A 17,407-nucleotide genomic window follows, 5' to 3' on the forward strand; every position below is an offset into this window, starting at 1 on the left:
ATTCTTCATTTCTGGCACATCTCATGGGGCGCACAGCACCGGAAATGTGCCAGAAATGAAGAATTGAACCCGGTGACTTCAGGTCGATGCCGCGCTCCGGAACGTGGTGACGGCTACGCCTGCAGCGCCGCGGCGTGCTCGCGGCAGGCGGCGCGTTCGCCGCAGCTTTCGCACAGCACCACCCTGGCGCGACAGGCGTCGTCGGCGCAGTCGATCATCCGGTCGCTCGCCTCGCCGCACGAGGCGCAGCTGCCGATCACCTCGTCGCCGAACGCCAGCGACTCCCGACCGTCGAACACGTACAGCGAACCGCGCCACAATGCGTCGTTGCCGAACTTCTCGGCATAGCGCACGATGCCGCCGTCGAGCTGATACACCTCGCCGAAACCGCGCTTCAGCATCAGGCTCGACAGCACCTCGCACCGGATGCCGCCGGTGCAGTAGGTGACGATCGGCTTGTTCTTGAGATGGTCGTACTTGCCCGAGTCGAGCTCGGCGACGAAGTCGTGCGTCGTGGCGACGTCCGGAACGACCGCGCCGTCGAACCGGCCGATCTCGGCCTCGAACGCGTTGCGGCCGTCGAAGAACACCACGTCGTCGCGCTCGTCGACCAGCCGGTTCAGCTCATCCGGGGCCAGATGGGCGCCGCCGCCGACCACGCCCGCCTCGTCGACGACCAGCTCATCCGGAGCTCCGAACGACACGATCTCGTCGCGCACCTTCACCGACAGCCGTGGGAAGTCACGGCTCGCGCCGTCGTCGTCGAGCCCGGTGCCCTCCGACCACTTGAAGTCGATGCCCTTGAACGCGGCGTACTCCTTGGTCTTGCGCACGTACCGTTTCAGCGCCGACATCTCGCCGCCGAGGGTGCCGTTGAGCCCGTGCCGCGAGATCAGCAGGCGCCCGCGCAGCCCCAGCGACTCGCACAGGTCGCGCTGCCACAGCCGGATCGCGTCGGGGTCGGCGATCGGCGTGAAGACGTAGTAGAGCAGGATCTTCGCGTGCACGCTCCCAGAATACGAGAGCCGGATGGGCGACGGGTGTGACCGGATGAGACGGTCCGTCGGGCGCTCGAGCCGGGAGCGGGGCGCTGCTTCGTGCAGATCGTTGGTGCCGCGCAGACGGCTCTTCGCGTGCGAGCCGGGCACGATTTGTGCGACCTCGACGACGGCCGCACCGGATGTCGTCCGCTGCTGATGTACTGAGCGGTGTGAATCTGTACTTCCGGCTGCTCCTGCTCACCCTCCGTCTGCGCCGAGCGCCGCGCGTCTCGCTGTGGAGCCAGACGCGCACCCCGTTCCGGGTGTGGCCGACCGATCTCGACCCGCTGCTGCACATGAACAACGCCCGCTACCTCGGCCTGATGGATCTGGCGCGCACCGATCTCACGGTGCGATCCGGATACATGCAGGAAGTGACCCGGCGCGGCTGGTACCCCGTCGTCGGTGCGCAGACCATCACCTACAAGCGCTCGCTGAAGCTGTGGCAGCGCTTCGTGGTGACCACTCGCGTGCTCGGATTCGACGAGCGTGCGGCGTACATGCAGCAGGAGTTCCGCCGCGGCGGGAAGCTCATCGCCCGCGCCGTCGTGCAGGCGCGGTTCCTCAAGCGCTCGGGCGGAACGGTCAGCACGGCCGAGCTGCTGGAGGCGTCTGGCGATGCACCCGCCGACATCGAGCTGCCGTCGTGGGTCGCGGACTGGGCCGCATCCGTCCGGATCTCCTCGTCGGAGAGCTGAGCGCGCCGAGTTGCTCGGGTGCGGCATCCTGCCGCAGTGCCCGAGGCGTGGCGGCGATTCCTCGCACCGGAGCGGCTGGAGGTGCGGGGCTGTCGGGGCGTGGGGAGTTCTGCCCCTCCATGGCGTTGTCTGTGGGGCGATAGGCTTGCGGCGTTCGCCGTGCCCTCGGGTGCGGCGGTCGGCCGGTTCAGCCTCCGGTCGCAGCACGACCTGGGGGAATGATGCCTGACCAAGACCTTTCGATGTACACCGAGCAGGATCTGCTGCGTGACCCGCAGTTCGATCAGGCCACGCTCGGCCAACTCGCCACGGCACGGCCCGACCTGCGCCCTGCCGTGCTCGCGCACCCGAACTGCTACCCCGCGCTCGCCGACTGGCTGAGGGCGCACGGCGTGCAGGCGGCGAGCGCGCCGCAGGCAGAGACCCCGCCGGCGCAGCCGGCATACGGGCAGGCTCCGGATGCGGCAGCAGCCGAGGCGCAGAACGCGCAGTCGGCAACGGGCTACGGACAGCAGTCGCCGTACGGGCAGCAAGGCGCGTCTGGTCAGCACCCTGCGCAGCAGCAGAACGATGCGTCCTATGGCGCGGCAGCGCAACCGGGTGCCGCGCCACAGCAGCAGTGGGGCGGACAGCCGGGCTATCCGCCCCAGGCTGCGCCGGGCACCGCCGGTGCACCGCAGCGGCAACCGCAGGGCGAGCCGGGTAAGTCGCCGTACGGACAGCAGCCTGCACCTGGTCAGCCTTCGTACGCACAGCAGCCGACGCAGGGCGGTCAGCCGCCGTACGCGCAGCAGCCGACAGCGGGGCAGCAGCAGCCCGAGCGTCCGGGACCCATCAGCCCCGACCAGTGGGCAGAGGACTTCCGCCAGCGTGCGGGTCGTGACCCGAGCACGGCCGAGTACCAGGCGGCGGTCGCCGCCGGCCAGATCGGCCAGCCGCGGCAGCGGGACGAATCGTGGGAGAAGGTCTCCGCGGGTGCTCAGCAGATGGCGTCCGGCGCGAAGGACTTCTTCCAGCAGCGTGTGGCCCCGGCGGCACAGGGCGCGGCGAGCGACTTCCAGAAGGCCGTGAACGAGAAGAACACCACCCCGATGGCGAAGCTCGTCTCGATTGCGGGCTTCGTGCTCCCGGCGCTCGCGCTGCTGTCGATCATTCCGATCTTCCTGCCCGCCGTCTCGGTGTCCGCCGCGGGGATGTCACAGAGCGTCAACCTGTGGGAATCCGGCGGCGACGGCGTGCTGCTGCTGGTGGTCCTGGTGCTCGTGATCGCGGCAAACGTCGTCGCCATCGTGATGAAGGCGACCTGGGCCCGCATCACGGCAGCGGCTCTGGGCATGCTGGCTGCGGTGATCGGCATCATCGACTCGATCGCGGTGTTCAGCGGTGCAGGCGAAGCGGCCGGTATCGGCCTCGGCGTGAGCGCCGACGTCGGCTTCGGCGTGTACCTGCTGCTCATCCTGTCGATCCTGATGCTCGCTGCGGGCATCGCCATGGTGATGCCGACGCAGAAGAAGCAGCCGCGCTCGCCGCAGCCGTACCCGGTGCCAGGCCAGCCGGGAGCGGCGGCCTTCGGACAGCAGCCTGGCCAGCCGTATGCGGGACAGCCGCCGTACGCGCAGGGCGGTCAGGCTCCTGTGCAGCCACAGCCCGGCCAGCAGCATGGCCAGGCGCCGTACGCGCAGGGCGGTCAGCCGTATCCGGGCGGGGCGCCCTACGGCCAACCGGGTCAGCCTCCCGCTCAGCCGCAGGGAGAGCCGGCGCCGTACGGCCAGCAGCCCCCGCAGCAGCAGTACCCGCAGCCGCCGCAGAACCCGTACGGCCAGCAGTAGACCGCGTTCCGCAGAAGCGCCTCGCCCGATCATCCGGGGTGGGGCGCTTCCGCATTCCTGCGGCGCCGATCATGCGCTCGACTGCGGGCCCAGTGCCTGCTGACAGTGGACCCGGGGACTGCTAATCTCAGCCTCAAGACCGGTGGATTGCGATACTCCGGTATGAGAGGAACCGATGATGAGCGTTTCAGCGAGTCCATATCGCGGAATGTCCCCCGTTGCTCGCCGAAAGCGCAAGCGGGGAATGTTCATCTGGGGCATCGTCCTGCTGGTCGTGTGGTTCCTGTGCTCCGCGGCTCTTGCGAGCTTCCTCTCCTCCGCGCCGGAGGCGCCGCCCTTCGCGCAGACGTTCCTGATGAGTGGTTTCTTCGGCGGGCTGTTCTTCCTGCTCGGGCTCATCTTCTTCGTCATCGGGCTCGTCGCCGAGCTGCGGGCACGGGCGTTCGATCGCGAGGACCGCAGGCGTTCCATCGCTCTCACCCAGGCGATCGGTCAGCTCCTGAATCGTTCGCGCTCCGAGGCCTACGCGTCTGACGGCTCGCTCACGCACGTGAGCGGCGCGACAGTGATCGAGGTCGACCGGCACTTCGACCAGGACACGCAGGGGCAGGTGCTCACCACGATCAACACCACCACACGCACGTTCGGTGTGACGCACTCGTCGCAGTCCGGCACCGCGGTGCACGGCACAGGAGGTATGGGCACGAGCAGCGTGGCGCAGTCGAACTACTACGGCAGCTCCACAGGAGTGACCGACTCCACGAGCCGCACCACGGGCACCGAGGAGTCGGTGCTGTCGCAGACCACGCGGGCGAATCTGATGGGCGACGCATTGTTCTCGGTGTTCGAGACGACCGACGCATCCGGCCAGCGCGACACGATCCGCGCCATCTCGTTGTCGCGGCCTGCTGCGGAGGGCGTCATCCGGGATCTCGTCGGCGCCGTCTGCTATCGCGTGGGAGGCCCGGAGACGCACTCCGGTGGTGCCGTGTGGGCGTACGTCGAGAACGTCGTCGCGCAGTTCGCGCCCGGTGACATCTCGTATGTCACAGATCGCCTCAAAGCGATCCATTCCCGACCGATAGGCGAGCGGGAACCCGTTGCCATCGCGGGGATGGTGATGGGGCGCAATGCGCTTCTCGTCACGAGCCTCAGCATCAACGGTGCAGCCCGCCTTGAGACGTACCCGGCGCGCTTCCCCGAGATGCTCGCGCAGGCGCTGAGCGCGGCGACCACGGCCCCGTTGGCGGCGGCGGATCCGCGTGCGGCGATCGGAGCGGGGCGATGACCGGCGGCAGGCGCGCGGCCGCGCTGCTGGCGATTGCGGGCTTGGCGGTGGGGCTCGCCGCCTGCGCCGACACGGGGACGGGAAGTCAGGACCCGGATGAGAGCACGCCGACGCCGACGGAAGCGGCACCCACTGCGACGGCCGAGACCGAGCCCACCGGTCCCACAGAGGATGAGCTGCGCGCGGTCGTCGCGGACGCGGAGTGGCTGTACTCACCGGAGGGTCTGCGCGAACCGATCGCGGTGACGATCGCGGCGGGCGCCGCCACGGATGACATCGGCCGGATCTACACAGCGGGCGAGGAGGACGTGCCTGCCGACCTCAACGGCGACGGTCTGCTCGACCTCGCGGTGACGATCGACCAGCTCGACGGGAACGGATTCGAAAGGCTCTGGTATGTCTGGCTCGGGGCAGAGGACGGTTCCGCGTCTCAGCTGGAGTACCCGATAGCGCGGGCGTCGCGCTGCGGCGACTCGATCACGAGCGTGACCGCTGTTGACGAGGGGCTGCGCATCGAGGGCACGCTGTACGATCCCTCGCTCGGCATCGACGTGTGCGCCGACGGCAGCTCCGAGGAGTTCGCCCGCACCGTCGACGTGCGCGAGTTCGGCGGGGAGGCCTATCCGGTGCAGAGTGAGCCGATCGCGGCGTGGGGCGGGCACTGCCCGCGCAGCTCTTGGCAGGACGGTGAGGCGATGACCGAGACCGACGTCACAGTGGCTCCGGTCGAGGGTGCCGACACGGCCGTGGCCGCCGACAGCTGGTTCCTGCCGCTCGGTCTCTCCGATGCGCCGCGCGACGACCTCGCGCTGGTGTGGTCCGACGAGATGTCGTTCTTCGCGTTCATGCACGTCGAGCCTGATGGTGCCACTGCGTTCGGCGAGCAGGCCTGCGGCTTCACGGCTGCGCCCTGACGAGCGGATCGACGGCGGACAACGCTCGCACGAAGATCCGGATGCCGCGGGCCGGGTGCGAATCGGCCGCGGCATCCGGAGTCGAGGCGCGGGATGCCGCCCGATGCCTCAACACATAGTGATGTCGATCGCGCTCCACTCTGACGCAGCCCACGCCCCTCCGCAACCGCGCCGTCACGCGGCGCAACACGACGTGTGCGCGCCTTCAGGCGCAGCGGATCGTACTTCCCGGCGTCGCCGACCGCCTCCGGTGTGCCAAATTGCTCCAAAACCGCGGCGGTGGCGCACTTTCGGGAACCGGAACGTGCACGCCGCTCACCGCAGCCGCCCGATCACCGCTGGCAGGCTGGACACCAGAACACACGGCGCTGCGCATCAGGCCGAGCGCCGAGCGCGATCTCCTCGATCAGGGTGCCGCAGCGTCGGCACGGCCGGCCCCCGCGGTCGTGGATCCAGCGCCCCTGGCCACGGCGAGTGTCGCCGGTGAAGGTGCGCACGCGGCGGTCGAGATTGCTCCGGATGGCGCGGGCGCCGAGGTCGACGAGCGGCGCGACGTCGACGGCGGTCATCGGGGTGCGGGGGTCGATGCCGCGCAGGAACAGCAGCTCGTTGGCGTACTCATTGCCGAAACCGGCGACGTTGCCCTGGTCGAGCAGCGCGACGTGCGCGGGGCGAGGGTCGGCGCCGAGCCGGCGGACGGCCTCATCCGGGTCCCACGCGTCGTCGAGGGGGTCGGGGCCGAGGCGGTCGGTGATCTCGTGCTCGCGCTCGCGGGGGAGGAGTTCGACGATGCCGAGGTCGAAGACGACCGTGCTGCGCGTTGCCGTGTCGAGGATCGCTCTGGCCCGGAAGCCAGGCCGCCGCCAGCGCTCGCCCAGCCGGTGCACGTGCCACTCGCCCTCCATCTTGAGGTGAGTGTGCAGTACGGTGCTCCCGATCCGGTGCAGGATGTGCTTGCCCACCGCGCGCACGCTCTCGACGCGCTCGCCGCGGAGGTCGGCGGTCGCCACCCGGGGCACGCGCAGATCGAAGCGCGTGAGCACGTCATCCGCGAGAGCGGCGTGCAGCGCCCGCGCGGCGCGATGCGCACTGTCGCCCTCCGGCATGGTGGCTCCTTCCCCGGTTCAGCATAGGGCGAGGTCCCTACGGGCCGGCCTCGTCGTTTCCGTTGCCGTGCCTGTGGCGGTCCAGGTGCTTTGCTGGAGATCTCCTTGTGCGGTCTGCTGCTGCGGCTCTACTCTGAATGCAGGGCGGCGCGTTCCGCCCGACCTCCGACCCGGTGCTCGCGCCTCCGGGGCCGCTCCGGCGGCGGAGGCAAAGGGGATCTCGAATGCTCGACGTGTGGAACATCGAACCGTGGGCGATGCGGTGTGCCGGGCGCGAGTCGGTGACGGCGTCGCGGAACACGGAGTGATGATGACCACGCAGGAGAGCTTCAAGAAGCGCATTCGAGCCCGGATGGCCAAGACCGGCGAGCGGTACAGCGCCGCGCGCCGGGCGCTGATCGAACAGACGCAGGGGCCTGCCGCCTGGGTGTCGCAGCCGGAGGCGAGCGAGGAGGCCATCCGGAAGAGCACCGGTCACGGCTGGGACGAATGGGTCGCACTCGTCGACGCCGGCCCTGGGCGCGACGCCGGGCACACGGCGATCGCGACATGGGTGCGCGATGAGCACGGCGTCGGGTCGTGGTGGGCGCAGAGCGTGACGGTCGGCTATGAGCGGATCACCGGCATCCGGCTGCCGGGCGAGATGACCGACGGCACATTCACGGTGAGCCGCACCCGCGTACTCGATCTCGATGCTGCCGACTTCCGGGCTGCGCTGCTCGATGACGCGCGCCGGGGCGAGCTGATTCCGGATGTCGCCACGACGCTGCGCTCGAAGTCCACGGCGAAGAGCCTGCGCTTCGACGCGGCGCACGATGACGAGCCGGTGGGCATCGTCGCCTTCGCACTCGACCCTGCGAAGGACAGGGTGCGACTGACCGTGACGCACGAGAAGCTGCCGACGCCGGATGACGGCGAGCTGTGGAAGGCGCGCTGGGCGGACTGGCTCGCCGGGCTGGGCTGACGCGGGGCACCGCGGCCTCCGCCGAGATGATCGCGATCGCTTGCGGCATGACCGGCTCAGCTACGGCCGTCCGGTATGGGGTGGTTGTGCCCGTTTCGCGGTGCCGAACAGACATCGCCCGTGACGATCGCAGCACGTATGATGATGTATATACGTCGTGTATACGCAAGGAGTCGAAGCGATGGCGAAGCAAGCGGTCTTCACGATGAAGCTCGAGGAAGAGCTGCGCGACGAGTTCATGGCGGAGGCGGCGGCCGCACATCGCCCCGCATCGCAGATCGCCCGTGATCTGATGCGTGATTTTGTGCAGCGGCAGCGCGAGGCTCGCGACTATGAGGCATATCTCGAAGCGAAGGTGCATGCAGCGCGTGCGTCGATGTATTCGGGCGAAGGCATCTCGAATGACGACATCGAGGAGGAGTTCGCACGCCGTAGGGCGAATGCGGCATGATCGTTCGTTGGGCGCCCGGCGCGCGCGATGATCGCGCCGCGATCTGGGAGTACGTCGCGGCTGACGACCCGCGGGCAGCCGCGCGTCTCGACGAGGAATTCAGCCGTGCGGCCGCGGCGTTGGCAGATTTCCCGACCATGGGGAGGTCCGGACTGATCGCCGGTACGCGTGAACTCTTCCCTGTGCCGCGATACCGACTGGTGTATGAGGCGGTCGACGAGGAGATCCGGATCCTCGCGCTGGTGCATACGTCGAGGCGGTGGCCGGGCCGGTGACGCACCATCCGGCACCGTCTCACTCCGGTGCGGGCTCCCGCTGGCGCGCACCGTCGCGCTGAGCGGCCGCGCCGGCGACGATGACCAGGGCGATGCCCACCAACTGGAACACCGCCGGGGTCTGACCGAGCACGAGCAGGCCCATCAGAACGCCGAACGCGGGTTCGATCGACAGCAGCGTTCCGAATGCCGTGTGCGTCATCCGCCGCAGCGCCGCCATCTCGAGTCCGAAGGCGATCACGGGCGTGATCAGGGCGATGCCCGCGGCGGCGGGGAGCACCCACCAGGCCAGGTCGCCTGTGACCACCTGGGTGAGGCCGAGGGGGAGGGTGACCACGGCCGAGATCGGGATCGTCAGCGCCAGGCCGCTGAGTCCAGAGAACCGGTCGCCGACGTGCTGGGTGAGCAGGTTGTAGAGCCCCCAGCAGATTCCCGCGATCAGAGCGAACAGCACGCCGAGGAGGTCGATCCTGCCGTGCCACGGTTCGGTCAGCAGCACGACTCCGATGAGCGCGAGAACCGGCCAGAGGAGTGCCTTGCGGTTCTTGCTGGTCAGTGCGGCGACGGTGAGCGGGCCGAGGAACTCGATTGCGACAGCCGTGCCGAGCGGGATCCGGTCGGCCGCTGAGAGGAAGAATGTCGTCATCCCGCCGGTGGCGGCGCCGAGCGCGAGGAGCGCCGGCACGTCCTTCCGGCGCAGATTCCGGATGGATGGGCGCGCGATGAGCACGAGGAAGACGGCGCCGAAGCACATCCGCAGCCAGGTGGTGCCGGCGGGGCCGACCTGCTCCACGATGTTCATCGAGAGGGCGTTGGACAGTTGGATCGCCAGCATCGCGATCACGGCCATCGACCACGGTGGGACGGCCGTTGATCCGCGACGACCGATCACGGGGCGACCGCCCGTGCGTGCGGGAGGGGCATCCGGATCGTCATGCGCGCGAGAAGGGGCTCGGGCCCCCGGAGGCTCCGACCGGTGCCCGCGCGTCGGTCGCGCGAGGGCGACTCGGTGCGTTCGTATCCACAGAGTGCAGAATAGTGAATCCGAACAGTGAATCCATCGGGCACCGCGTCGCGGCGGGCGGGTTCCTGCGATTCGCATGGAACCGCAGGAACCCGACTCCAGGGTCCGCTTCTCGCACCGAGCCCGTCGTCGGTGCGCGGACGCGCGTGCTCAGCGCTGCGCGCCGGCGGCGATCCCGTCGAGCGTCGCGAGCTCCTCGTCCGTCAGGCGGATGGCGCCGGCGGCGACGTTCTGCTCCAGGTGCGCGAGGTCGCCGGTTCCCGGGATCGCGAGCACGTTCTCGCCCTGGTGCAGGGTCCAGGCGAGGCGGATCTGCGTCGGCGTCGCGCCGTGGGACTCGGCGATGGCCGCGACCTCGTCGGCGCCCGTCTCATCGGCCTCCGCACCCGGAACGGCGTTCGGCAGCGAGCGGCCCATCGAGAAGAACGGCACGAAGGCGACCCCGCGCTCGCGGGCGAGGGCGAGCACGCCGTCATCGTCGCGCTCGGTCAGACCGTAGCGGTTCTGCACGCTCGCGATCGGTGTCGTGTCGATGGCCTCGGCGAGCTGCTCGGTCGAGACGTTCGAGACTCCGATGCTGCGCAGCAGGCCGGCGTCGCGCAGGTCAGAGAGTGCGCCGACGTGCTCGGCGACCGAGCCCGACTCCTTGCCCATGCCGGCGCCCCAGCGCAGGTTCACCAGGCCCATCGCGTCGACGCCGAGCTGGCGGATGTTCTCCTCGACCTGTTCGCGCAACTGGTCAGGGCGGGCGTACGGCTCGAACTCGAAGGACCCTGATCGGGGTCGTGCGGGGCCGACCTTGGTGGCGATCAGCACGTCATCCGGGTACGGGTGCAGTGCGGTGCCGATGATCTCGTTGGCGGAGCGGGTGGGAACGAAGTAGAACGCGGCCGTGTCGATGTGGTTCACGCCGAGCTCGACGGCCCGGCGCACGACGGCGATGGCGGCGTCGCGGTCGCGGGGCTTCTCGTCCCACGGCATGCCGGTCAGGCGCATCGCGCCGAAGCCGATTCGATTCACGGTGTGGTCGCCGATGGTCCATGTTCCGGAGTCGCGGGCGGTGAGGGTGGGTGCAGTCTGTGCGGTCATGCCGATACTCTGCTCGGAAGCGCAGGGGAATCTCTCCGTCTGGCAGGTTGTTGCCACCGGATGTCGGGGCACACCGGCCGCGATCAGAGTGGAGGCATGCAGACCATGACGCGAACCGGAGAAGCCGTCACCGTCGTGCACGGCGAGCAGGAGGTGTTCCGCCGCACTGCGCACCTGTTCGAGAGCGCGACGGAGATCACCTGCGCCGCGAACGATCTCGCCGGCTGGGGATGGCGCCACGGCACCGCCGGTGGCAACGCGTTCGGTCACACTCCGACGCACGATTCGCGAGTGCGCAAGCTGTACCGCAGCAGCGCGCTGCTCGAACCCGGATGGGACCAGCGGATGTCCATCATCCGGGATCTGCCTGGCGAGATCGACGTGCGCGTGACGACCGAGGACGTCAATGAGACGATCATCCTCGACGGGCGGGTGGCGATCCTCGCCGGAAGCCGCCGTGCGGGTGAGCGCTCGTACAGCATCCTCACCCTGCCGGACACGGTGCGCAGCGTCGAGTCACTGTTCGAATCCGCGTGGCGCGCATCCACCGACCTCGACGCGTACGACGCGCAGGTTGCGGACATCCGGATGCTCGCCCCGCGCGTGCTCGATCTGCTCAGCGAGGGCGTCAAGGACGAAACGGCGGCGCGCACGCTCGGGATGAGTGTGCGGACCTATCGGCGCAGGGTCGCTGAGCTCATGGCGGCGCTCGGTGCGGAGTCGCGATTCCAAGCGGGCTCGCGGGCGCGGGAGCTCGGTCTGGTCTGACGCGGCACGACGGACGTGTCCTCTGGCGGAACGCGCTGCCGCGACCGGAACGCTGAGCGGTCAGCGACGGAGACGGCGCAGGCCAGTGCTTCGTCGCGAGGCGAAGCGCAGCAGCACCAGCACGGCGACCGCTGTCCCGGTCGCGGCGACGGCCGAGGCGAGTGTGACGCTCATCGTGCCGACCGCGTCGCCGGCCAGAACGTGCAGGGCGAGATTGACGAGCCAGTGGATCGTGCCGGCGATCGCCGCGCGCTGCCACCAGGATCCGCGAGAGACCCAGCCCAGCAGGATCGACAGGGCGACGGCTGACGCGATGAACAGTGCAGCGAGGAGGGGATCCGTGAGGAACTGCACGTGCCAGAAGCCCCATACGAGCCCGGTGGCGACGCACGCCCACACCCGCGCCAGGCGCGCTTCGAACAGCGGCTGCAGCACGCCGCGCCACCCGATCTCTTCGCCCAGCGCGCCGAAGAGCTGCAGAAGCGCGAAGAGAGCGAAGGGCACGCCGGCGACAGGATCCGTTCCCACGAGGTTGCCGGCGGCGACGGCAAGCAGTGCTCCGGCGAGCAGAGCGGCGTACACGGCGCTGGCGCCGAGCGCGAGAAGCATGTGCGCACCGAGTCGTCGATGCGGAACCGCGTGCGGAAGGAGAGCCCCCAGTTCGCGCCTCCCGACAGCGAGGGCGATGAGCGCGCCGATCGCAGGGGCGAACTGCACGAGCGCAAGCACTCGCCCATCGATTCCGAGCAGCGCCTGCGCGCCGAGGAGCGCGAGGCTCGACAGTGCCGTCGCACCGAGGAAGACGATGACAGGGCGCGCGATGCGGGCGGGCATCGACTCAGGTCCAGAGGCGCGGTGGATCATGCGCACGACGCTACGCCGCGCGGTGGAACCGCGGATCCCTCTGCGGAGGGATCATCCGGTGCGTGCGCTCCAGACCAACGGCATGCAGCGCATCGCCTCTCTCCGCTCGAAACGTCTCCTGCGTCCGTCTTCCGGAGCCGCGGCATCGTCATCCGTCACACGCTCAGGCGAGGTCGTGGCGTACGGGTTGTCACGGTCCGCGCCGACCCCCGTGATTGCGCGGTAGCGTCGTGCTATGGCCTTCGAACATGTGGTGAAGCTGCTGAATGAGACGGATGTCGTCGCGATCGTCACGACGCGGAAGAACGGCGAACGGGCGGCGACGGCGATCTGGTCGATGGTCGTCGACGGTGTGCCGTACGTGCGCTCGGCATTCGGGCCGGAGTCGTGGTGGTACCGCCATGTCGTCGCGGGGCGCCCGGTCTCGTTCGTCGACGGCGACGGCAGCATCGCCGAGCGCGACCGCGCCTCGGCGCTCGACCTGCCGCGTGTCGATGTCACGCTCGTCGAGGTGGCGTCGGACGATGCGATCCAGCCCGCGCTCGACGCCGAGGTCGAGCGCAAGTACGCCGCGGCCGAACCTTCGTCCGTGCGTGCGATGCTCACTCCGGAGGCGCTGGACTGCACCTTCCGTGTGGAGCCTGCGGCGTAGCCCTATTCATCGGCCGACGGGCGTCGGCTCGAGAGCGCATCCGGCTGTTGTTCGGCGCCCGCGGGTGCGGCTGCTGCCGCGCTGCCGCAGTAGATTGAATCGTGTGACCTACAGTGCATTCGAGGAGTTCGCTGCCGAGTCGGGGATCTCAGCGCAGGTCTCCCCGGAACTGCAGAACAGCGACTACGAGTCAGGCACGGTGGAGATCGAAGGCCGGATGTGGCACATCCGGACGGCACGGAACACACCGACCAAACCGGGCGCGTTCGTTGCCTTCTGGCGACGGAATGGAGACGCGAAGACCGAGCCGTTCGGCTCCGACGATCCGGCCGCAGGCTTGCTCGTCTTCGTGAAGCAGGAGGGCCGGCGCGGAGTGTTCCGATTCACTGCCGACCATCTCGCGGAGTTGGGCGTCACTTCGGCGAGAGGCTCAGGCAAGCGCGGGTTCCGTGTGTACCCGAGCTGGTGCGACGGGCTGAACCGGCAGGCTGCGGCTGCGCAGCGAGCTCAGGTGGCGGCGTTCCGGGAGTACTGAGGCGGGACGGTGCGCTGGTGGCGGTTCGCGAGCGGGCATCCGGTCGGAGAACCCGGAAATCGAAGAAACCCCCGCGATGTAGAAGCTACGCGGGGGTCCCAGTGGCTCCGACCGGCGTCGATCCGGTGACCTTTCGATTTTCAGTCGAACGCTCTACCAACTGAGCTACAGAGCCATGCGGCAATCATCTATCTGCCGCATCCTACGCAAAAGGCCTCCTCGAAAGAAGGCCCGTCGCTTGGAGCGACCCTGACGGGACTTGAACCCGCGACCTCCGCCGTGACAGGGCGGCACGCTAACCAACTGCGCTACAGGGCCATGATTATGAAGTTGTCGTTCGGTACGGTGACCCCAACGGGATTCGAACCCGTGCTACCGCCGTGAAAGGGCGGCGTCCTAGGCCGCTAAACGATGGGGCCGGGAGTGAACCGTGTGGCTCACCGTTGCCGACAACCAAGCATACGTACATCCGCCGCGAATCTTCAAATCGAGGGCGCGCCGACGTCTGCCCGGGAGTGTCGCCGGGCAGGATGGGCGTGCGCTCCGTGCTCACCGCAGTCGGCGTGCGAGAGAAAATCTGCCGGTCCGCGCCCAAATCAGGTACGTTTGTGAATGGTGTTGTTATTGTGACTCGTGTGAAAGAGGCGGTGAAGGACTCGATGGACGCTGCTACCGAGGTGGATTGCGGGTGCGCCCCGACCGCGGCCGAGCGTCGCTCGCTCTGGGGATCGGTCACACGACGCGTCGCTCTTGCCGCAGGCGCTGTGGGTGTCGCGGCCGGCAGTGTGTCGGCGTTCGCGAAGCCGGCCGCCGCGTACGATCCGGATGACTATCCGACCTGGGGCGACGTGGAGTCTGCTCGCAGCAGCCAGTCGGCCAAGGCGGCGGAGACCCGCCGCATCGAAGGGCTGATCTCTCAGCTCAAGGAGAACGTCGCGGCCGCGCAGGCCCGTGCCGAGCGCGCCGCAGACGCGTACTACGAGGCACAGCAGGACGCGTTCGCCGCAGCTCAGCGAGTCGAAGAGCTTCAGGAGCAGGCCGACGAGGCCGCGAAGGCAGCCGACGAGGCCGAGCTCGCTGCAGCACGCCTCGCCGCGCAGCTCACCCGCACGAGCGGGAGCGAGACCTCCCTCGGCGTGCTGTTCGCCGACTCCGGCGCGAGCGCGGACGATCTCCTCGCGCGACTCGGCCAGATGGACAAGCTCTCGGAGCAGAACGAGGCGATTCGCGCAGACGCTGTCGCCGCGCGCGACTCCGCGCAGGCGCTCAGCGACCAGGCCGAAGTGGCACGCGAGGAGCGTGACCGGCTGCAGAAGGTCGCCGAGAAGAAGCTCGAGGAGGCCCGCGCCGCGCAGCAGGAGGCCGAGGCCGCTCTTGCGCAGCAGGAGGAGCACCTCGTCACCCTCGAAGCTCAGCTCGAGGCGCTGAAGGGCAAGACGAGCAAGACCGTCAAGGAGTACAAAGAGGGCGTCAAGGCCAAGAAGGAGTACGAGGCCGAGCAGCGCCGCAAGGAAGAAGAGCGTCGCAAGAAGGAAGCCGAAGAGCGCGCCAAGAGGAACAAGAACAGCAACAACGGCGGTGGCGGCGGCGGTGGCGGTACGTCCACCGGAGACACCGGCGGTGGTGGCGGCGGAGGCGGCGGCTCCAGCTCCGGATGGGTCCGCCCCAGCGGCGGACGTCTCACCTCAGGATTCGGCCCTCGAATGGTGCAGTGCGGCACCGGCTACTGCTCCAGCGGCTGGCACATGGGCACCGACCTCGCTGCCGGCTGCGGGTCACCGCTCTACGCTGCGTTCTCCGGAACGGTGGTCTGGGCGGGCGGACTCGGCGGGTACGGCAACTTCGTCAAGATCGATCATGGCAACGGCATCGCAACCGGATACGGCCACCAGTCGTACATCGCGGTCGGCTACGGCCAGCGCGTCTCGGCCGGACAGGTGATCGGCTACGAAGGGAACACGGGCAACTCCTTCGGATGCCACCTGCACTTCGAGGTCTTCCAAGGCGGTGGGCAGATCAACCCGGCGCCGTTCATGGCGGCACGAGGCGTCTACCTCTGACGGCGCTCCCGGATGCCCGACATCCGGATGAGCGGATGCCGTCGGTGTCGAGGCCCGCAGGCGAGCGGCGCTGAGCAACTGCATTTTCGCTGAGACACGGCGTAATCCGGCTGATTCTGCCGCGGTTCGGCGATTCTGCCGTGCCTCAGCGACCCCGCGCACCCGCTGGCCCACGCCATCCGGAGCCCGCCTCGCACCGGCCCCGCGGGAGCGCGCAAAAGGGGAGGGCCCGCCGAAGCGGACCCTCCCAGAAGAAGCTGCGGCTCAGTGGCCCTGCGTCTTGGCGCGGTCGAACGCCTCGGTGACCAGCCGCTCGGCCTCGGCCGCGCCCGCCCACTCGTCGACCTTGACCCACTTGCCCGGCTCGAGGTCCTTGTAGTGCTCGAAAAAGTGACCGATCTCCTTCCGCGTGTACTCGGGAAGGTCCTCGACGTCCTGGATGTGATCCCAGCGAGGGTCCTTCGCGAGCACCGCGACGACCTTGTCGTCGCCGCCGGCCTCGTCGCTCATCTTCAGCACGGCGACGGGGCGAACCTTCGCGCCGACGCCGGGGTAGACCGAGTGATCCATCACGACGAGCACGTCGAGCGGGTCGCCGTCCTCGCCGAGAGTGTTCTCGAAGAATCCGTAGTCGGAGGGGTAGCCGAAGGTCGTGTACAGCACACGGTCGAGGAACACCCGACCGGTCTCGTGGTCGACCTCGTACTTCACGCGACTGCCGCGCGGAATCTCGATGACAGCGTCGTATGCGCCCATGCCTGATAACTCCTTGAAAGTCTGCCGATCTGGCGCGCTCAGCCTACCCGGCGACGTCGCGAAACAGCTGAGGCGTACTACCGTGAAGCCATGCTCGACCCCGCGATCGCCGCCTGCCGCCTCGCCGTGCGCGAGTCGCTCCGCCCGTTCTCCGACAGCGGGGCGACTGTGCTCGTCGCGCTCTCAGGCGGCGCGGACTCGCTCGCGCTCGCCGCGGCCGCGGCGCACGAGGCGCAGAAGCTCGGTCTTCAGATCGCGACGGTGACGGTCGATCATGGGCTTCAGGCTGCCTCGGACGAGGTGGCGGAGCGCGCGGCAGATCAGGCTCGGGCGCTGAAGATCCCGGATGCTCGGATCGCGCGCGTCGAAGTCGGTTCCGACGGCGGACCGGAGGCTGCGGCGCGCGATGCCCGCTACGGCGCCATCGCACGCGTCGCATCGGAGACGGGAGTGGTCGCCGTGATCCTCGGCCACACGCTCGACGACCAGGCGGAGACCGTGCTGCTGGCGCTGGCCAGGGGCGCGGGAGCGGGCAGCCTGCAGGGCATGGCGTCGCGTCGCGTCGACGAGCGCGGGCTCGCCTGGGTGCGGCCGCTGCTCGCGCTGCGCCGTGACGACACCCGTGCGTTCTGCGCGGCATCCGGAATCGAGCCGTGGCACGACCCGCACAATGCCGACGACCGCTTCTCGCGGGTGCGCGTGCGCGAACGCGTGCTGCCGGTGCTCGAGACCGAGCTCGGGCCGGGCATCGCCGAGGCGCTCGCCCGCACGGCGGAGCAGCTGCGCGAAGACAACGAGGCCTTCGCCGACATGATCGACGAGACGATCGAGGACATCGTCGAGCACGCGGAGGCGGGCATCGCGATCTCAGCCGCCGCGCTCGAGGCGAACCCGCCCGCGATCCGGAACCGGATCATCCGGCTCGTCGCGCAGAGCGAATTCGGCGCGAGCCTCACCAGGCGGCAGACCCTCGAGATCGCGCGCCTGGTCACCGACTGGCACGGCCAGGGCCCGATCGACCTGCCCGGCTTCACCGCCGAGCGCCGCTCCGGCCGCGTCGTGCTCGCTTCGCGCTGACAGCTCTTCACCTCTCC

At 69.1% G+C, this 17,407-nt stretch carries 18 protein-coding genes and 3 tRNA genes; 12 read left to right on the forward strand and 9 right to left on the reverse strand.

Annotated elements, in window-relative coordinates; genetic code table 11:
- Positions 1 to 113 precede the first annotated feature (113 nt).
- Positions 114 to 1,007, reverse strand: a complete 894-nt coding sequence (trhO, locus tag CIK77_RS09890; RefSeq protein WP_087054272.1) for an oxygen-dependent tRNA uridine(34) hydroxylase TrhO — start codon at positions 1,005 to 1,007, stop codon at positions 114 to 116.
- A gap of 203 nt (positions 1,008 to 1,210) precedes the next feature.
- Between trhO and CIK77_RS09895 the strand changes: the two genes are divergently transcribed.
- From CIK77_RS09895 to CIK77_RS09910, 4 genes are all read left to right on the forward strand, one after another.
- A complete protein-coding gene (locus tag CIK77_RS09895) occupies positions 1,211 to 1,738 on the forward strand; it encodes a thioesterase family protein (protein WP_087054273.1) in 528 nt (175 codons plus the stop codon).
- Between the two features lie 242 nt (positions 1,739 to 1,980).
- Positions 1,981 to 3,567, forward strand: a complete 1,587-nt coding sequence (locus CIK77_RS09900) for a variant leucine-rich repeat-containing protein (RefSeq protein ID WP_087054158.1) — start codon at positions 1,981 to 1,983, stop codon at positions 3,565 to 3,567.
- 178 nt (positions 3,568 to 3,745) lie between these two features.
- Positions 3,746 to 4,855, forward strand: coding sequence for a hypothetical protein (locus tag CIK77_RS09905; protein WP_140403497.1), 1,110 nt, complete (start codon positions 3,746 to 3,748; stop codon positions 4,853 to 4,855).
- Positions 4,852 to 5,769, forward strand: a complete 918-nt coding sequence (locus CIK77_RS09910) for a hypothetical protein (RefSeq protein ID WP_087054160.1) — start codon at positions 4,852 to 4,854, stop codon at positions 5,767 to 5,769. The genes CIK77_RS09905 and CIK77_RS09910 overlap by 4 nt, the downstream gene beginning before the upstream one ends.
- Positions 5,770 to 6,101: 332 nt before the next feature.
- Here the strand turns inward: CIK77_RS09910 and CIK77_RS09915 are convergent, their stop codons facing one another.
- A complete protein-coding gene (locus tag CIK77_RS09915) occupies positions 6,102 to 6,875 on the reverse strand; it encodes a DNA-formamidopyrimidine glycosylase family protein (protein ID WP_114347248.1) in 774 nt (257 codons plus the stop codon).
- A 235-nt stretch (positions 6,876 to 7,110) separates the two neighbouring features.
- Here CIK77_RS09915 and CIK77_RS09920 point away from each other — a divergent pair, with 235 nt between their 5' ends.
- From CIK77_RS09920 to CIK77_RS09930, 3 genes are all read left to right on the forward strand, one after another.
- Positions 7,111 to 7,839, forward strand: coding sequence for a DUF4287 domain-containing protein (locus CIK77_RS09920; RefSeq protein ID WP_220224447.1), 729 nt, complete (start codon positions 7,111 to 7,113; stop codon positions 7,837 to 7,839).
- 181 nt (positions 7,840 to 8,020) lie between these two features.
- Positions 8,021 to 8,290, forward strand: a complete 270-nt coding sequence (locus CIK77_RS09925) for an antitoxin of toxin-antitoxin stability system (protein ID WP_087054163.1) — start codon at positions 8,021 to 8,023, stop codon at positions 8,288 to 8,290.
- The gene (locus CIK77_RS09930) at positions 8,287 to 8,565 is read left to right on the forward strand and encodes a type II toxin-antitoxin system RelE/ParE family toxin (RefSeq protein ID WP_087054164.1); all 279 of its coding nucleotides are present in this window, start codon (positions 8,287 to 8,289) and stop codon (positions 8,563 to 8,565) included. The genes CIK77_RS09925 and CIK77_RS09930 overlap by 4 nt, the downstream gene beginning before the upstream one ends.
- 19 nt (positions 8,566 to 8,584) lie before the next feature.
- Here CIK77_RS09930 and CIK77_RS09935 read toward each other — a convergent pair whose 3' ends face one another.
- A complete protein-coding gene (locus CIK77_RS09935; RefSeq protein WP_087054165.1) occupies positions 8,585 to 9,415 on the reverse strand; it encodes an EamA family transporter in 831 nt (276 codons plus the stop codon).
- Positions 9,416 to 9,739: 324 nt separating this feature from the next.
- Complete coding sequence (locus CIK77_RS09940) at positions 9,740 to 10,678, reverse strand: oxidoreductase (protein WP_087054166.1); 939 nt, start codon at positions 10,676 to 10,678, stop codon at positions 9,740 to 9,742.
- A gap of 96 nt (positions 10,679 to 10,774) precedes the next feature.
- Here CIK77_RS09940 and CIK77_RS09945 point away from each other — a divergent pair, with 96 nt between their 5' ends.
- Complete coding sequence (locus tag CIK77_RS09945; RefSeq protein ID WP_087054167.1) at positions 10,775 to 11,446, forward strand: helix-turn-helix transcriptional regulator; 672 nt, start codon at positions 10,775 to 10,777, stop codon at positions 11,444 to 11,446.
- Between the two features lie 60 nt (positions 11,447 to 11,506).
- On the opposite strand, the gene CIK77_RS09950 is transcribed toward CIK77_RS09945, so the two are convergent.
- On the reverse strand, positions 11,507 to 12,310 hold the full coding sequence (locus CIK77_RS09950) for a CPBP family intramembrane glutamic endopeptidase (protein WP_087054168.1): 804 nt from the start codon (positions 12,308 to 12,310) through the stop codon (positions 11,507 to 11,509).
- 235 nt (positions 12,311 to 12,545) lie between these two features.
- On the opposite strand from CIK77_RS09950, the gene CIK77_RS18135 reads away from it, so the two are divergent.
- On the forward strand, positions 12,546 to 12,962 hold the full coding sequence (locus CIK77_RS18135) for a DUF2255 family protein (protein ID WP_087054169.1): 417 nt from the start codon (positions 12,546 to 12,548) through the stop codon (positions 12,960 to 12,962).
- Positions 12,963 to 13,065: 103 nt separating this feature from the next.
- Positions 13,066 to 13,497: a MepB family protein gene (locus CIK77_RS09960; RefSeq protein WP_087054170.1), complete on the forward strand. Its 432-nt coding sequence runs from the start codon at positions 13,066 to 13,068 to the stop codon at positions 13,495 to 13,497.
- A 102-nt stretch (positions 13,498 to 13,599) separates the two neighbouring features.
- Here the strand turns inward: CIK77_RS09960 and CIK77_RS09965 are convergent.
- From CIK77_RS09965 to CIK77_RS09975, 3 genes are all read right to left on the reverse strand, one after another.
- Positions 13,600 to 13,672 (reverse strand) — tRNA-Phe (locus tag CIK77_RS09965).
- A gap of 69 nt (positions 13,673 to 13,741) precedes the next feature.
- Positions 13,742 to 13,815, reverse strand: a tRNA-Asp gene (locus CIK77_RS09970).
- 28 nt (positions 13,816 to 13,843) lie between these two features.
- Positions 13,844 to 13,916: transfer RNA gene (locus tag CIK77_RS09975), tRNA-Glu, on the reverse strand.
- Between the two features lie 216 nt (positions 13,917 to 14,132).
- On the opposite strand from CIK77_RS09975, the gene CIK77_RS09980 reads away from it, so the two are divergent.
- On the forward strand, positions 14,133 to 15,557 hold the full coding sequence (locus CIK77_RS09980) for a peptidoglycan DD-metalloendopeptidase family protein (protein WP_258861466.1): 1,425 nt from the start codon (positions 14,133 to 14,135) through the stop codon (positions 15,555 to 15,557).
- Between the two features lie 264 nt (positions 15,558 to 15,821).
- Here the strand turns inward: CIK77_RS09980 and ppa are convergent, their stop codons facing one another.
- Positions 15,822 to 16,313 carry an inorganic diphosphatase gene (gene ppa / locus CIK77_RS09985; RefSeq protein WP_087054171.1) on the reverse strand — a complete coding sequence of 164 codons (492 nt, stop codon included), beginning with the start codon at positions 16,311 to 16,313 and terminating at the stop codon, positions 15,822 to 15,824.
- A gap of 90 nt (positions 16,314 to 16,403) precedes the next feature.
- On the opposite strand from ppa, the gene tilS reads away from it, so the two are divergent.
- The gene (tilS, locus tag CIK77_RS09990; protein WP_087054172.1) at positions 16,404 to 17,390 is read left to right on the forward strand and encodes a tRNA lysidine(34) synthetase TilS; all 987 of its coding nucleotides are present in this window, start codon (positions 16,404 to 16,406) and stop codon (positions 17,388 to 17,390) included.
- Positions 17,391 to 17,407 lie beyond the last annotated feature (17 nt).

This window comes from Microbacterium sp. JB110 (assembly GCF_003335195.1).
GTDB lineage: Bacteria > Actinomycetota > Actinomycetes > Actinomycetales > Microbacteriaceae > Microbacterium.

Excerpts from the sequence above, each read along its gene's own strand:
- CIK77_RS09900 (WP_087054158.1), top strand. The coding sequence starts at position 1,981 with ATGTACACCGAGCAGGATCTGCTGCGTGACCCGCAGTTCGATCAGGCC.
- CIK77_RS09905 (WP_140403497.1), top strand. The coding sequence starts at position 3,746 with ATGAGCGTTTCAGCGAGTCCATATCGCGGAATGTCCCCCGTTGCTCGC.
- CIK77_RS09910 (WP_087054160.1), top strand. The coding sequence starts at position 4,852 with ATGACCGGCGGCAGGCGCGCGGCCGCGCTGCTGGCGATTGCGGGCTTG.
- CIK77_RS09915 (WP_114347248.1), bottom strand. The coding sequence starts at position 6,875 with ATGCCGGAGGGCGACAGTGCGCATCGCGCCGCGCGGGCGCTGCACGCC.
- CIK77_RS09925 (WP_087054163.1), top strand. The coding sequence starts at position 8,021 with ATGGCGAAGCAAGCGGTCTTCACGATGAAGCTCGAGGAAGAGCTGCGC.
- CIK77_RS09930 (WP_087054164.1), top strand. The coding sequence starts at position 8,287 with ATGATCGTTCGTTGGGCGCCCGGCGCGCGCGATGATCGCGCCGCGATC.
- CIK77_RS09935 (WP_087054165.1), bottom strand. The coding sequence starts at position 9,415 with ATGGCCGTGATCGCGATGCTGGCGATCCAACTGTCCAACGCCCTCTCG.
- CIK77_RS09940 (WP_087054166.1), bottom strand. The coding sequence starts at position 10,678 with ATGACCGCACAGACTGCACCCACCCTCACCGCCCGCGACTCCGGAACA.
- CIK77_RS09945 (WP_087054167.1), top strand. The coding sequence starts at position 10,775 with ATGCAGACCATGACGCGAACCGGAGAAGCCGTCACCGTCGTGCACGGC.
- CIK77_RS09950 (WP_087054168.1), bottom strand. The coding sequence starts at position 12,310 with ATGATCCACCGCGCCTCTGGACCTGAGTCGATGCCCGCCCGCATCGCG.
- CIK77_RS18135 (WP_087054169.1), top strand. The coding sequence starts at position 12,546 with ATGGCCTTCGAACATGTGGTGAAGCTGCTGAATGAGACGGATGTCGTC.
- ppa (WP_087054171.1), bottom strand. The coding sequence starts at position 16,313 with ATGGGCGCATACGACGCTGTCATCGAGATTCCGCGCGGCAGTCGCGTG.
- tilS (WP_087054172.1), top strand. The coding sequence starts at position 16,404 with ATGCTCGACCCCGCGATCGCCGCCTGCCGCCTCGCCGTGCGCGAGTCG.